Source organism: Kitasatospora sp. NPDC056446 (genome assembly GCF_042796115.1).
In the GTDB taxonomy this organism is placed as follows: domain Bacteria; phylum Actinomycetota; class Actinomycetes; order Streptomycetales; family Streptomycetaceae; genus Kitasatospora.
Map to the genome: position 1 here is coordinate 1 of NZ_JBHTRF010000065.1, position 13,949 is coordinate 13,949.

Annotated in this window: 13 protein-coding genes; 10 read left to right on the top strand and 3 right to left on the bottom strand. The window is 69.9% G+C overall.

Annotation, left to right across the window (positions count from 1 at the left end; all coding sequences use genetic code 11):
• Positions 1-82 precede the first annotated feature (82 nt).
• From ACFQ6N_RS30350 to ACFQ6N_RS30360, 3 genes are all read right to left on the bottom strand, one after another.
• On the bottom strand, positions 83-385 hold the full coding sequence (locus tag ACFQ6N_RS30350) for a hypothetical protein (RefSeq protein WP_380655857.1): 303 nt from the start codon (positions 383-385) through the stop codon (positions 83-85).
• A 462-nt stretch (positions 386-847) separates the two neighbouring features.
• Positions 848-1,882 carry a C40 family peptidase gene (locus ACFQ6N_RS30355; RefSeq protein ID WP_380655860.1) on the bottom strand — a complete coding sequence of 345 codons (1,035 nt, stop codon included), beginning with the start codon at positions 1,880-1,882 and terminating at the stop codon, positions 848-850.
• A 645-nt stretch (positions 1,883-2,527) separates the two neighbouring features.
• Complete coding sequence (locus tag ACFQ6N_RS30360) at positions 2,528-2,971, bottom strand: XRE family transcriptional regulator (RefSeq protein ID WP_380655863.1); 444 nt, start codon at positions 2,969-2,971, stop codon at positions 2,528-2,530.
• Between the two features lie 307 nt (positions 2,972-3,278).
• Here ACFQ6N_RS30360 and ACFQ6N_RS30365 point away from each other — a divergent pair, with 307 nt between their 5' ends.
• The 10 genes from ACFQ6N_RS30365 to ACFQ6N_RS30410 form a co-directional block, all read left to right on the top strand.
• Positions 3,279-3,596, top strand: a complete 318-nt coding sequence (locus ACFQ6N_RS30365) for a hypothetical protein (RefSeq protein WP_045700742.1) — start codon at positions 3,279-3,281, stop codon at positions 3,594-3,596.
• A gap of 8 nt (positions 3,597-3,604) precedes the next feature.
• Positions 3,605-4,354, top strand: a complete 750-nt coding sequence (locus tag ACFQ6N_RS30370) for a hypothetical protein (RefSeq protein ID WP_380655866.1) — start codon at positions 3,605-3,607, stop codon at positions 4,352-4,354.
• A 37-nt stretch (positions 4,355-4,391) separates the two neighbouring features.
• Positions 4,392-6,131: a hypothetical protein gene (locus ACFQ6N_RS30375; protein ID WP_380655869.1), complete on the top strand. Its 1,740-nt coding sequence runs from the start codon at positions 4,392-4,394 to the stop codon at positions 6,129-6,131.
• Positions 6,128-7,666 (top strand): SCO6880 family protein, encoded by a 1,539-nt coding sequence (locus tag ACFQ6N_RS30380; protein WP_380655872.1) that lies wholly within the window; start codon positions 6,128-6,130, stop codon positions 7,664-7,666. Before ACFQ6N_RS30375 ends, ACFQ6N_RS30380 begins: the two co-directional genes overlap by 4 nt.
• Positions 7,667-7,839: 173 nt before the next feature.
• Positions 7,840-9,159, top strand: a complete 1,320-nt coding sequence (locus tag ACFQ6N_RS30385) for a VirB4 family type IV secretion system protein (protein ID WP_380655875.1) — start codon at positions 7,840-7,842, stop codon at positions 9,157-9,159.
• Position 9,160: 1 nt separating this feature from the next.
• Positions 9,161-10,972, top strand: a complete 1,812-nt coding sequence (locus ACFQ6N_RS30390) for a type IV secretory system conjugative DNA transfer family protein (protein WP_380655878.1) — start codon at positions 9,161-9,163, stop codon at positions 10,970-10,972.
• Complete coding sequence (locus tag ACFQ6N_RS30395; RefSeq protein ID WP_380655881.1) at positions 10,969-11,754, top strand: DnaB-like helicase N-terminal domain-containing protein; 786 nt, start codon at positions 10,969-10,971, stop codon at positions 11,752-11,754. The genes ACFQ6N_RS30390 and ACFQ6N_RS30395 overlap by 4 nt, the downstream gene beginning before the upstream one ends.
• Entirely contained in the window at positions 11,751-12,581 is an 831-nt protein-coding gene (locus ACFQ6N_RS30400; RefSeq protein ID WP_380655884.1) for a hypothetical protein, read from the top strand. Before ACFQ6N_RS30395 ends, ACFQ6N_RS30400 begins: the two co-directional genes overlap by 4 nt.
• Positions 12,582-12,583: 2 nt before the next feature.
• A complete protein-coding gene (locus ACFQ6N_RS30405) occupies positions 12,584-13,630 on the top strand; it encodes a DnaB-like helicase N-terminal domain-containing protein (protein WP_380655886.1) in 1,047 nt (348 codons plus the stop codon).
• A gap of 11 nt (positions 13,631-13,641) precedes the next feature.
• A partial coding sequence (locus ACFQ6N_RS30410) for a hypothetical protein (RefSeq protein WP_380655889.1) occupies positions 13,642-13,949 on the top strand: 308 nt, incomplete at its 3' end.

Here is a 13,949-nt window from a genome sequence, read left to right on the forward strand (position 1 = left end):
CCCCCCCCCCCCGGGGCCCCCCCCCGGCCCTCTGCCTATGCACGCGAGTCGATCCCGTAGGCCGACATCACCGCCGACCGGGTCAGCTGACGCGGCTCAGCAGCTTCACCACCGCGGAGCCGTACGCTCTGGACCGCTCCCAAATCGCGTGGCGGTCACGGCTGGCCTGCTGGAACTCCTCCTCCAGATCGGCGCGGACCCGCATCCCGAAGTCGGGGTGCAACCACGTCTGCACCTTCCAGCTCGTCTTCCTGCTCAGCGCGGCGAGGGGCGGGACAGAAGCGCCCTGTCCGTGTTGACCGTCCGGCTTGAACGCCTCGTAGTATGCGTCGCGGTTTTGGTGCCCGAGCAGGCTGGCGCGCAGGAGTCGTGCCTGCTCGGCCACGGCCAGGACGAGCGGGTCGTCCTCTGGAAGACCGACGAGGCGCTCCGGACCGGGCAGCGGGATCGCGTGCCAGATCCCGGCGTCGTCCCGGTGGACGGCGGCGTTTCGCCACCACCGAGGGGAAGCTGCTCCGGGCAGAACCCGGCCGAACGGAAGCCACAGCGGCGCCGGTCGGCGGCAGCACGGCGACGAAGGGCGAACCCGGCGGCCTTGAGGAGAGCGGCATCCCGTGCCCGGCTGAGCGCGACGGCGGAGAACAGTTGCTCGCGGCCGTCGCGCTCGCCCGGAGCACGGTCACCGGGGAGCCGCTCGCGGACGGCCTCAACCTTGGATGCGGCGCTGCGCGCGAGGTCCGCCCGTTCGGCGAGATCGCGGACCGTCCGGTTCCACGACTGTTGGATCATGTTCCCTGCTCACGTCGGGGTGGTGGTGCTGGCGGGCCAGGACGAGGTCAACCGGGACCTACGAGGGAACGATCCGCCGGAAGGCCACCGCTTGCTTGTCCCAGTATCCGCCGGTGAAGTTCGTGATCTGGATGTTCTTGCCCGTCCGTGGAGCGTCCAGGACGAGGTTCGACCCGAGGTACATCCCGACGTGTCCGGGGGAGGTCGGGGTGCCGTCCGTCCCGGCCAGGAAGATCAGGTCGCCCGGCTTGAGCTGTGCCGCGCCGTAGACCGGTGTCCCGTCGAAGACCTGCTCGAACGTGGTTCGGTGGATCGTGATGCCGGCGGCCTCGTAGGCGCGCAGCATCAGGCCGGAGCAGTCGTAGCTCGGATCGCCGGTTCCGCCCCACTGGTAGGGCATGCCCAGCTTCGAGATGCCGAACTTGATCGCGGTGACGACCTGGACGGGTGTTCCGGCGGGGAGGGAGAAGCCGGCAGGGAGGCTGGTGGCCTCCGTCGTCGTCTGACCGTCGCCGTTGCCCTGCGAGCAGCCCGTGGCGTTCCCGCTGTAGGTGGCCACCAGCTGCTGGGCGGTGCTCTCCCACTTCGCGTAGGCGGAGGGGAACGCGCTGGCCTGGACCCGTTGGGCGGCCACGGTGACCGGCAGGGTCTCCCAGCCCGGAACCTTGACGAGGGCGGCGTAGAACTTGGTCGCGGAGTAGACGGGGTCCATGATCTGTGCAGGCGAGCCCCACCCCTGCGACGGGCGCTGCTGGAACAAGCCGACCGAGTCCAGGTCGCCGGAGCTGAGGTTCCGCAGAGTCGACTCCTGCAAGGCGGTCGCGATTGCGACCACCGCGGCCTGCGGCGGCAGCTGGAGTTGGACCGAGACCTGGTAGATGATCTGGCCGTTGTTGATCTGTTCCGTGGTCAGCTGCTGTCCGTCCGCGGTGATCTGTCCTGGTGCCACGGGCTTGAAACAGCCCAGCCCGCCGTTCGCGGCGGAGCCGGCCGGGGTGGCGGCGGCGGTTCCTCCGCCGGAGAGCGCGATGCCAAGGACCACCCCGAAGGGCGCCAGGACGCCCGCGAGAGCCAGATGGGCTGCCTTCTTCACGTGCCACCTCTGCGGCCGTCGCCGCAGAGCAGCGCACGGCCGTTTCACATCAGCTAATGGGATTCGTTCGAACCATAGGCTGACGTGGTGCACTCTGGTCAACCAGAGTGAGCGTGATCAATGCCACTGATTAGCCAGAGTGAATTCGTTGGGGCATGCCTGGCCTAAGAAGATTCATGAGAGGGGCCCTGCTGTCGCGAGGTGGTCGCGGTACACGTGCTGGCAGCGGCTCAGGCGCTGGCGCGGCCGAACAGGTGCTGGAGAGCGGCGGGCCTCAGATCCGGGAAAGCCAGGCGAAGGGCTGCTTCGGCGACCCCCTCCGCCCCAGCCGAGTGGAGCCGGATGTCCGCCGTTGCAGGCGAACGCCGCCTCGGCGGCGCTCCGGCCGATGTCGGCGGAGCGGCTGCCGCCGGCGACTGCTGGGATGGCCGCGAAGGGGCGCCATGGTCCAGCTGTCGGTTGCCGCAGAGCTGCGACGCGCTCATGAAGATGCCTCCCTGGTCGGGAGGCAGTCCATGGAGCGGGCGCCGGTAGTCGGCCGGTCACTCCTCCCGGCTCGCAGAACTGTATGCGACCGAACACCGGGAGTGTGCCGACTATGTGAACTTGTGATGATCGGGTGAGCGAGGTGGCGTGTGGGCCTCGTCACTCGGGTGCGGCGCTGGAATCGGGCAGACCCTCCATCGCTCGCGCCGATTGGATCATGGTGGCGATGGCCGCCATGCTGCGCTCCGAGAGGCCGTCCATGTCGAGCACCATCTGTCGGATCGACGCGCTGCGCAGTGCGCCGGCGAGGCGTAGCTGCTCGTCGGTCCGCTTCGCCGTCTCCTCCTCGTAGAAGTAGAGCGGGGAGACGCCGAAGAAGTCCGCAATTGCCATGAGGCGACTGTGTGTTGGGTCGGTCCGCTTGCCCTTGCGCAGCTGCCACAGGTAGGTGGCGCTGAGGACCTGGTGGCCCGCCTTCTCGTTGATCGCCTGGGCGACCTCGGGGTTGGTGTACGGCCCCCGGTCGGCGGGGTGCACCGTCTCGAACAGGTGGTTCAACCGGTTCGCGATCGGTCCGGCCTCGGCAGATTCTTCGACTGGCATGACGCGCGTAGCACTCCTTGCTGCTGACTGGGTCTCATCGTTGCGCACAGTGACGCCGATTAGCCACCGTAAACAGAGAGTGGCCGGGTGAGCCTAGTCACATTCACTTTGGTTGACGCGCAGGGCTTGCGGGCGTTTATCGTTTGCTCACGGCCGATTAGCCAATGTGAATCACACTGACCTGACGTGCTGAACTCAGGTGAAGGCCGCTTCATTCGCCTCCCCGTGCCCGACAGCAGGGGCGGCTCCTTCTGGCCAGGACAGATCCTGCGGGATCGCTGGCACGTCTGCCTTCCGGGAGCCCGGTATGTCCCTCACCCTGCAAGCCGTTCACCACCTTGCAGACGTCCACTACCTCGCGGATATCCAGAATCCCGCGCCGGCCGACCCGACCAACGGCAGCAAGGGCGCGAACTTGCTGCTCAGCTACGCGAAGTGGGGCGCGCTGATCGCGTGCGCCGTCGCCGCCGTGGTCTCCGGGGGCCTGATGGGCATAGGCCACCTCTCCAACCGGCCCGACAGCGCCGAGAAGGGGAAGCGCTCCCTGGTCTGGTCGCTGGGCGGCGTCATCGTAACCGCCTGCGCAATCCCGGTCGTGAACACCGTTTTTGGCGCTGCGGCCTAAGACGCGTCATGAACCAGTTCCTCGACCACCGCCCTCGCCGCCGGATTCTGCCGCTGCTCCTCCTCGGTGTCGTTGGCCTGCTCGCCTTCGTCGCCATCGGGGTTGCCATCGAGTCCGGCAGCGAGCCCCGCGGGCCCAAGGTGTTCACACCGCCAGCCGCCATCCCGCCACCGGGATCGGTCACCGGAGTGGACTCCGCAGGGTCGCCCACCCCCGGGCTAACCGGCCCGCTCCAGCTCGTGCGCGGAGAGCGCCTCGTCAACGGGGTGCAGTTGGGCTTCCCGCATTCCACGGTAGGCGCTGTTTCGGCGGCGGTCGAGTACTGGCGCCAGCTCGGCTCCACCCTTGAACCCGACCGCGCCGCCGCCGTCGCCCGGCTCGTCGCAGCCGACTCCTGGTCTTCCGCCGCGGACGACCTCGCCAAGGGCCCGGTCGCCACCCGCAAGGGGCTTGGCCTGCCGCAGAGCGGCCAGTTGCAGCCCGGGGCCTCCGTCGTCCTGTCACCCATCGAGTACCAGGTGCGCTCGGTCGGCCCCGACAACGTCCAGGTCCTGCTGCTGGCCACTTACACCACCAGCGTTCCCGGCACCGGGATGCAGACCCGCATGGGCGTTTACCCGCTCGACCTCACCTGGTCGGCGAACGACTGGCGCATCCCCGCCCCCTCGGGCAACTCCACCACCGACTACACCAGCCTCGTCGCCGAGCCGGGCAGCCCCCAAGCCTCGGCGAAGGGCTGGCAGGAATTGAAGCGATAACCATGGTCACCAGCACCATCACCACCAGGGGGCTCGCATGGCCTGCGGCCTGACCAGTCCCCTCGACTGCATCCCCGGGCCTAGCGACACCATTCTCGGCGGGCTCGCTGGCGACGCCGCCGGCAAGGTGGCGAGCAGCGCATGGGATTCGATCTGCAAGTCCTTTGCTGACGGCGCGACCGATCTGCTCAAGTCGTTCGCCACGGCCTTCGTCAAGATTCCGGGCCCAGACCTCGCCAGCAACGGAGTCAGGAGCGTCTACGCGATATCCCTCGGCGTCGCCGCCCTCGTCGCCTGCCTGCTGGTCGTCTTCCAGGTCATCCGTACGGTGGTCACCCATGACGGCCGCCCGCTGGCCACGGCCGCTGTGGGCATCGGTAAGGCGGCGCTGGCGTTCCTTCTCACGCTGATCGTCGCATCCACCGCGTTGACGGCGAGCGACGAACTGACGAAGTACATCGTCGACAACTCACTCGGCGGAGAACAGGCCCTCAGCGACAAGATCGGCAAGCTCGTCTCCTACACACCGGGGACGGCGGCCTCGCTCCTGTTGATCATCGCCATCATCGGCATCCTGCTGACGCTCGTGCTCTGGTTCGAGATGTTGCTGCGCAACGCCGCGATCGTCGCGTTGATCGCCACCTCCCCGATCTCGGCGGCTGGCCAGGTGTCCGACTCCACCAAGAGCTGGTGGTCCAAGCTTGTCTCCTCCACCGTCCAGCTGATCATCCTCAAGCCGGTCATCGCGCTGGTCTTCGCCTTGGGCTTCAACGTCGCGGGCGACTCGAAGGACCTCCAGACGACCCTGTCGGGGATGCTCCTCCTGCTGCTCGCCGCCCTGGCGTGGCCGGCTATCGCGCGCTTCTTTACCTTTGCCTCGGTTCAGGTCGGCGGCGGTGCCGGTCTCGCCGCTCTGCTCGGCTTCGCCGGTGGCCGGCTGAGCAGCAGTGCGGGCGGTCCGCCGACCGGCGCCTCCCCGGATTCCTTCGGGCAGGAGAGCGCCGGCCGCACGATGAACAGCTTCGCCAGCAAGGGCGGAGGTGCCGCCGCCGGTGGCGCCGGTGGTGGTGCGGCAGGCGGCGCCGGAGGTGCTGCGGCCGGTGGAGCCGGCGCCGCAGCCGGCCCGGTCGGGATGATCGCCGTGGCAGCGGTGAAGGCCGCCCAGCAGGCGGTCAACTCCTTGGCTGGTGGCATGGAGAAGATGGCCGGTCATGCCGGGGTGCAGGGGGCGAACCCGTACGCGGCGCAGCCCGCCGGGTACGTCAACCGCCACGCCAGCGCACCGTTGCCCACCGCGGGCGGTCTGCTGCCCGACCAGCCGAAGCCGGACTGGTCGGACCAGCAGGAGCCGCAGGTCGAAGAGGTGGGACCGGCGAGTGCGCAAGCCGATCACCAGCAGGCGCTCCAGGACATCACCCCGGACCTGCCGGTCGCTGGTGCTCCGCGCAGCGACCCGCCCACCATCGAGATGCCCCCGGTGTCCGCAGGCCCGAGTGCAGGTTCGTCGGCAGGTGCGGACGCTCCTGCCGGTCCTGAGACGTCCACCCAGGTCCCGGCCACCGCGAGCCGCTCCGCCTCCAGCGCCGCGCCGCTCCAGGCCAGCCAACCCGCAGCAGGCCCGAGGCCCGAGTCGGCTCAGGGGCCGACCGCGCCCGCGCCGGCCCCGGCAGACCGCCCTGGCGCGCCGCGCACCCAGGCCGCTCCGGTCGAGCGCCCCGCTGCTCCTCCCGCCAAGACCACCCGTCCTGACCACTCCGAAGGAGGCGGCAAGTCATGAGTGCCGAGACCGCTACCCGTACCTACTTCGGGTGGCAGCAGGAGAAGGTCAACTTCTTGTTCGGCCTCTCGGGGCAACGGGCGGCGATGGTCGGCACCGGTGTCCTCGGGCTGATTTGGCCGTTCGCAATCTCCTACCTCCGGGCCGGACTCGTGACGTGGCCCGTGTCGTTTGTCCTCTTCCTACTCGCCTTCGTCCGGATCGCCGGCCGTACGGTCGATGAATGGGCGGTCGCCTTCATGTCCTTCGAAATCCTCCGCTTCCGCGGGCAGAATCGTTTCCTCTCCGGCGCCTTCGCACCCCGTGCGTCCGAGACGGACGAGCCTCGGCTGGATCTGCCCGGCATCCTCGCCCCGTTGGCGGTTCTCGAAGCAGACGGGGGCAGCGGCGCCCCCATCGCGGTGATCCACCACCGTCTCGACCGCACCTACACGGCGGTTGCCCGGGTGCGCGTCCCTGGCATCGGCCTTGCCGACTCCAGCAGGCGCGACCAGCGGGTGGCCAACTGGGGTTCGTTGCTCCAGTCCCAGTGCACCGAGGGCAACGCGATCATCCGGATTCAGGCGCTCCAGCGGATCGTCCCCGAGTCCGGTGCCGCGCTCCAGCGCTGGCACGCCGACCACGTTGCTTCCGAGGCGCCCGCCGTCGCGGTCGACGTCACCAAGTCGCTGCTCTCCACCGCCACGCTGGCAACCAGCCAGCGGGAGGCGTACCTCGCGATCACGATGTCCGCCGCCCGTGCCGCCAGCCCCATCAAGGCGGCGGGCGGCGGCGACGCCGGAGCTGCCGCCGTCCTGGTCCGCAACCTCCGGGCCATGACGTCCTCGATCGCCTCCGCGGACCTCCAGGTCGAGAGCTGGCTCAACCCCCGCGAGCTGGCCGAGGTCATGAGGACCGCCTTTGATCCGCATGCCAGCCGGATGCTCGCAGAGCGCCGAGCCGTAGCCACCTCCGCCGCCCTCCGAGGTGACGAGGTTCCCTTCGCGGCGGGAGTCAGCCCGACAGCGGCCGGCCCGTCCGCCGCCCACGCCTGGCGCGGCCGGTACGAGCACGACGGCGCGGTCTCGGTCACCTACGCCGTCCACAGCTGGCCGAAGAACAAGGTGTACGCCACCGCCCTCGCTCCGCTGCTGGGCGAAGGAAAGTACCGCCGGACGCTGAACTTGCACTTCGAGCCGCGCAGCCCACGCGCCGCCGAGCGCGAGATCATGCAGGAGCGGACCGCCCGCGAGGTCGCCGTCAACATGCGGCACAAGACCGGCCAGATCGTTCCGGAAGCGGAGAAGCAGGCACTGCGCCGCGCGGAGGCGCAGGACCAGGAGCGCGCGGCCGGTCACGGCATGGTCCGCTACACCGCCTACTGCACCGTCACCGTCACCGACCCCGCGGACCTTGAGGACGCTTGCAGCGAGCTCCTGGCCGACGCCAACAGCGGCAGCATCGAGCTCCAGCGCATGTGGATGGCCCAGGACGTGGGCTTCGCGATCGGCGCGCTGCCGGTCGGCATGGGCCTGCCCAAGAAGAGGGCGGCCTGATGTTCCGTCGCCGTACCGCCACTGACCTCCCCGTCCTCGACCTCACCGACATGCTCGGCCGCCCGGTGCCAGTGCAGCCGAAGCCCGCGTCTCGGAAGGCGCCGAGGGTGCGCCGGGAACCGGTCGCGCCCCGGCGCGGCTATGCCCGTCCGTTCGCCGGGCGAGCACCGAGGATGCCTGAGGTCCCGGTCTACCGAGGCAGTACCGGCCAGGTCCAGGGGCTGTACCCCTGGCTGTACGGGGCCTCCATGCCCCCAGCCGGCGCCTACATGGGCGTCGACTGTCTCTCCGGCGGTGCCTTCTCCTGCCATCCGATCGAGTGGCTGCATCGTGGGTTGATCACAAATCCTAATTTGCTGATCACCGGAGTCCCCGGCACCGGCAAGAGCGCGACCATCAAGTCCTTGGTGACCCGCCTGGCCGCCTACGGCGTCCGGTCGTTCATCCTCGGAGACATCAAGAACGAGTACGCGTCCCTGGCGCGGGCGTTCGGTGTCGAGCCGGTCGAACTCGGCCCCGGGCTGCGGAACCGGCTCAACCCGCTGGACAGCGGACCGCTCGGCACCAACCTTCCGTCCGACCCGGAGGAACTGCGCGAGCGCCTGGACGAAGTCCACCGTCGCCGGATCACGCTGCTCTCCTCCCTGCTGGTCATGCGCCTCGGCCGCAACCTCACGCCGACCGAGGAGGCCGCGCTCTCCCTCGCCATCAAGCACGCCTCTGGCCAGGCCACCGGCGCCAGCCACCTGACCGACCCGACAATCCCTCAGGTCTGGGCCCTGCTGCGCGACCCGCTGCCCGAGATGGCTCAGGACCTGCGCGTCCGCGACACCGACGTCACCGAGCTGCGGGAGATGATCCGCCCGGCCGCCGATGCCCTTGGCAACATGGTCAGAGGCTCGTTGTCGGGCCTGTTCGACGGACCCACCACCGTCCGGCCCGACTTCGGCGCGCCGATCCAGACCGTCGACCTGTCCCGGATCGACGGCCGCGGCGACGAGACCGTGGCCATGACCCTTGCCTGCGTCAGCAGTTGGGGCCAAGCAGCGATCGACGAGCCGGGCGGACCCGTGCGCCTGATCGTGCGCGACGAGCTGTGGCGCGCGATGCGCGTGCCGGCCATGATTCGCAAGCTCGACTCCGACCTCCGGCTCTCCCGCGCCCAGGGCACCATCCAGGTCCTCAGCACGCACAGATTGAGCGACTTCGAGGCGGTCGGTGCCCAGGGCAGCGAAGAGGTCAGCATCGCCCGCAACCTCATCTCCAGCTGCGACGTGCGGATCTGCCTGCGCCAGGACACTGCACCCCTGGCCATGACCCGCGACGTGATCGGCTTGACCGACACCGAGTGCGCGCACATCGCCTCTTGGAGCGGTGAACAGATCGGTCGCGCGATCTGGAAGATCGGCAGGAACTCCAGCCACGTTGTACAAACGATCTTGAGTCCGGCCGAGCGGCAGTTGTACTACACCAACGAGCGGATGGCTGTGTGAGATGGCCTCCGCCTCGAACTCCACCGTAGCGCGGCGGCCGGTGCTGGACGGCCCCGCGGACTACTTGATCGTACTGCTGATCATCGTGGTGGTCACCGTCACCATGGGGACGTGGGCCACCGGCCAGGTCGCCGGGCTGATCACCCACGCCTCCTGGCCGGCGGTCCCGTTCGGCGACGCGTTCAGCGTCGCCAAGCAACTGCCGCACCACCTGGACGACCCCAAGACGGCCTGGCCCGGGAAGGTCCGCCGCGACCTTCCCGGCCCGGCAGGCTTCGCCGTCGCAGCCGCGATCGTCGCCAGCACGATGGTCGCCGCGGGCGCCTTCGCCCTGCGCCGTCTCCGGCGGAGCCGTTCCGTGCGCGGCTTCGCCTCCGTCTCCCAGCTGTCGAAGACCCTGTCCGCCGCCGCGGTGGTCAAGCGCGGGCCCATCGTCCGGCCCTCGCTCAAGGGCCACCGGATCACCGCCGCCGACGTCGCGGTGCAGCTCGGCCGCACCCTGGCCGGCATGCTGCTCTGGGTCTGCATCGAGAACTCCGTGCTGATGCTGGCCGCCCCGCGCCAGGGCAAGACCAGCCAGGTGATCATCCCCTGGATTCGTGCCTGGCGCGGACCCATGCTCATAACCAGCGTCCGAGCCGACGTCCTCGACGCGACCGCGCTGATCCGACGCGGCCTCGGCCCGACCCTGGCGATGCTGCCGACCGGCATGGTCGACTGGCCCGACCAGGTGCAGTGGTCGCCCACCAGCGGCTGCGAGGACTTCGGCAAGGCCATGCAGAGAGCCGACCTCATGGTCAAGATCGGCAAGAGCGAGACCACCGACTCCAGCGGCGCGGGCTTCTTCGGCGCCACCGCAACCTCCCTGCTCGCCGGTTGGCTGCACGCCGCAGCCATCACCGGCCGCAGCATGGAGGACGTCCTGCGCTGGGGCTTCAACGCCCACCTCGAAGAACCGATCAAGCTGCTCGCCGAGTCCCGCCGCGCGGAACCCGGCGTCGCCGAGATGCTCGACGGCCTCTACCGCAACCCCGGTGACACCCGGGCGAACCTCTTCGCCACCGTACAGACCGCGCTGACGCCCCTCTTCTCGCCGCTGGCCCGCGCCACCTTCGTCCCCAAGGCCGGCCAGGGCATCGACATCGAGGACTGGCTGCGCAGCAACGGCACCATCTACCTGCTGGTCGACAAGGAAGATGCCACCGCGCTCGCCCCCCTGATCTCCGCCTTCGTCTCCGAGGTCTTCGGCACCGCCAAACGCCTCGCCGACCGCTCGCCCGGCGGCAGGCTCGACCCGCCGATGGGAGCGCTGCTGGACGAGGTCGCCAACGTCACGCCGCTGCCGAACCTGCCCGACCTGATGTCCTTCGCTGGCGGCTCAGGCATCTACGTCGTCGCCGTCCTCCAGAACATGGCCCAGGCCCGCAAGGTCTGGGGTCGCGAAGGGGCCGAGATGCTCTGGGGAAGCTCCACCGTCAAGATCGCCCTCGGCGGCCTCGGCGGCGACGAACTCGAAGAGTTCTCGAAGTTGGCCGGGATCTTCCGCGAGTCCCTGACGACATACCAGAGCGGCGCGCAGGGCACCACGATGCAGACCACCCTCCAGGACCGCAAGACCGTCACCCCGGACGAGATCCGCACCCTCGACGAGGAGAAGCGCGAAGCCCTGGTCATCCACGCCACCACCCCCATCACCAAGGTCCGCATGCAGCGTCACTACGAAGGCCCCGATCGCAAGCTGTACGACGAAAGCAACGACTGGTCGAAGCGGTACCGGGCGGGCGACGTCGACTTCATCAAGGACGCCGCATGACCGCCCGACCCGTGTGGAGCGGGCACCAGGCCGTCGCGCAGACCGATGCCGACCGGCGATGGGAGTCCCGGTTCGACCAGCGGCTCCGCCGCGGCCTGCTCCGCCGCCCAGAGACCCCCACCGACTACAGCCTGCGGTGGAGCGGACCGGTGCGCGGAATCGACGGCGCCCTCTACCACGCCGGCGAGGACCACGCGGGTGCTCCGGTGATCTCCGTGTTCAGCCCCGGCTATCAGGAGGTCGTCCCCGTCTCGTGGGCAACGGACGACTGGGCCGAGCACCGGGCGCTCACCGATGGGCAGTTCGTTGCCCTCAGCGACTGGCGCCGGGCACGCGCGGACTACGAGGACCTGGTGCTCGCCTACCTCATCCAGCGCCCGCGTGAGCTGAACGACCTCGGCAGGTGGGTGCCGGTGGACACCTTCACCACCCACGTCCGCTACGGCATCTTCGAGGCCATGCTCGCGCTGCACACCGACGCGGAACCGGTCACCCCCGCCGCCATAGAGGAGCGCGTGCGCCGGACCATCGAAGAGCTGTCGCCCCGCCTTGCGCAACTGATCGCCGACACCATGGACACCCCCGCCTACCTTCGGCGGCTCATGCTCACCCCGAGCACGTCGATCGAAGCGCTCGACGCCGCCGTGTACCTCGTGATGGCCGACTGGAAAGCCGCATCGACCGCCGACCGTACGGACACAAGGCACCAGTACACCAGGCTCCCGGACGACCTCGCCGAGACCAGCCCGCACCTGCCAATCCAGCTCCAGGAACAACCATGACCGAGCCCGCGATCACGCCGATCGGAAGGGTCAAGCACCGCCCGCACGCCCGTATCCGCCGCTCGCGCGGGCGCCGCGCCACCCCCGGACCCGTCACCGGCACCAAGCCGGCCGCCACCGAGGCGAGCCCCCGCACCCGGTTGGTCGAGTGGCACACGATGACCGGACCCGAGCGCATCGCGGCCTGGGGCGGCCTCTGCGACTGGGTGACCTGGCTCCACGACCGCTACGAGCTGGCCGTCGAATCCAGGCTGCCACGCTGCTGGGCCGAACACCCCGGCCTAATCGAAGAGCTGTGGGCCCTCAAGGTCTGGCGGGAGGAAATCTACGGTGCCGCCCTGGACCAGCAGGTTGGCCAGGCCGCTCGCTACTGGCACACCGAACTGCGCACGGTGGTTGCCAACGCGACCGCCGTCTACGCCACCGCATGCCGGACAGGCCACCGTGGCCAGGAGTTCCCGGCCGCCGAGGACCGGGAGCTCCAGAAGCGCTGGACCGACGCGGACCCCTGGGCCGGCATCCCCGGCCGACTGCTGGCCGCCCACGCCGACACCGCCGAAGCCGGTAGCCCGGACCGCCTCACCGCAGCCCAGATGGACGACGCCCGGGCGCGCGGCCTCGCCACGCCGATCAGCCCCGGCATCCCCGAGTACGTGCGGTTCGCCGACACCTGGTGGGCCGTCGACATCGACGGCGCCTGGCTTCGCGTCGTCAACGAGGAACTGTTGGCACGGCTCGACGACGCCGCCGCCCGGATGGCCGCCGCGGACGACGCCGCCCGCCGCTACAGGGAAGCCACCACCGGAACGAAGTCGAGGACGAACTGACAATGACCCACCCCGACCTCGTACTCCGTGCCGAGCAAGCCGTCATCGGCGCCGCCCTCCGCGACCGCCAACGCCTGGACAACATCGCTTACCTCACCCCCGACCGCATGGCCCACCCCACCCACCGCGCCGTCCTGACCGCGCTGATCGACTCGCGGACCAGCACCCCGACCACCCCGACCGCCCAGCTGCCGGAGCTGATCGCCCAGCGAACCGCCATTCCCGGGGTCACCGCCGACTACCTGCGCCGTCTCGCCGACGCCGCGCCGCAGCCCCGAGCCATCGCGAGTTACGCCCGCATGGTCCAGGAGGCGGCCGTCCGCCGCGACCTCGCACAGCACGTCGACCGACTGCGGACAGCCACCCCGGGCCTGCGCGGACCGGACCCGGTGCTCGACCGCCTCGCCCAGGCGGTGCGGCACACCGAGCACGCCGCCCCCGTGGCCAAGTACAACGAGCCCGTCCCGGCGCCGTACGAGGTACGGGCGAGGCCAGTGGGGGAGGGGGAGGTCCGGGTCGAGACCCGCCTTGAGCGCCAGGACGCCGTATTGGCGGACCTGCTCCAACGCCCGGAGCAGGTCCGGGAGGTGAGCACCTGGCTGTACCCCGAGGTGTTCGAGGAAGGCCCCCGCCGCGAGGTCTACGAGGCGATCGTGGTCGTGGCGGAGCGGGGCGAACCGGTCGACCAGCTGACCGTCGAGTGGGAGGTCTACCAGCAGGACCCCCAGGCGTACGAGGTGACCGTGGAGGTTCGCGTCGAGCAGCGTGAGGAGCGCCCCGACTACCTCGCCCGCCTGGCCGCCACCGCGGTCGTCGTCGGTGCCGCCATCGAGCTGTCGGGGGAGATGATGGCGGAGGACATCCGGACGAAGCTCGCCACGGAGTTCGCCGCCGTAGACGTCACCGCCCGCACTCCCGGGGCGGAGCCCAAGGCGGACCTCGCCGCCAGGGCCGTCACGTCGACCGCCCCCGTAGAGCCGGCGCCGCTTCTGCAGCCACCGCCAGTGCAGCAGCAGGCCCCCAGCATCCAGCCGAACATCCGGCCGTGAGGGGGACCAGGATGACCAACTCCGACGCGGGCATGGCCGACCTCAGCCACGCCGTCATGAACGCCGCCCTCGCGGACGGCAGCGCCCACCACCTCAGCGAGACGATCACGGACTTCGCCCGCTACCGGGAGTCCTGGTGGATCTACGACCGTGCAGGCTGGTGGGAGGTCACCAGAGCTGACGTCACCGCCGGACTGGACCTCATGGAGGCGAACATGCGCCTGGCGGACGAGGCAGTTCGTACAGCAGCGGGGGGGGGGGGGGGCCCGGGGGCGCGGCCCCAACACCCCCACCCCCACAAATTAAAAACACCGGACCC

What these genes read in the sequence shown, in the direction of transcription:
- ACFQ6N_RS30360 (WP_380655863.1), bottom strand. Translation starts at nt 2,971, where the DNA reads ATGCCAGTCGAAGAATCTGCCGAGGCCGGACCGATCGCGAACCGGTTG.
- ACFQ6N_RS30365 (WP_045700742.1), top strand. Translation starts at nt 3,279, where the DNA reads ATGTCCCTCACCCTGCAAGCCGTTCACCACCTTGCAGACGTCCACTAC.
- ACFQ6N_RS30370 (WP_380655866.1), top strand. Translation starts at nt 3,605, where the DNA reads ATGAACCAGTTCCTCGACCACCGCCCTCGCCGCCGGATTCTGCCGCTG.
- ACFQ6N_RS30375 (WP_380655869.1), top strand. Translation starts at nt 4,392, where the DNA reads ATGGCCTGCGGCCTGACCAGTCCCCTCGACTGCATCCCCGGGCCTAGC.
- ACFQ6N_RS30380 (WP_380655872.1), top strand. Translation starts at nt 6,128, where the DNA reads ATGAGTGCCGAGACCGCTACCCGTACCTACTTCGGGTGGCAGCAGGAG.
- ACFQ6N_RS30385 (WP_380655875.1), top strand. Translation starts at nt 7,840, where the DNA reads ATGCCTGAGGTCCCGGTCTACCGAGGCAGTACCGGCCAGGTCCAGGGG.
- ACFQ6N_RS30390 (WP_380655878.1), top strand. Translation starts at nt 9,161, where the DNA reads ATGGCCTCCGCCTCGAACTCCACCGTAGCGCGGCGGCCGGTGCTGGAC.
- ACFQ6N_RS30395 (WP_380655881.1), top strand. Translation starts at nt 10,969, where the DNA reads ATGACCGCCCGACCCGTGTGGAGCGGGCACCAGGCCGTCGCGCAGACC.
- ACFQ6N_RS30400 (WP_380655884.1), top strand. Translation starts at nt 11,751, where the DNA reads ATGACCGAGCCCGCGATCACGCCGATCGGAAGGGTCAAGCACCGCCCG.
- ACFQ6N_RS30405 (WP_380655886.1), top strand. Translation starts at nt 12,584, where the DNA reads ATGACCCACCCCGACCTCGTACTCCGTGCCGAGCAAGCCGTCATCGGC.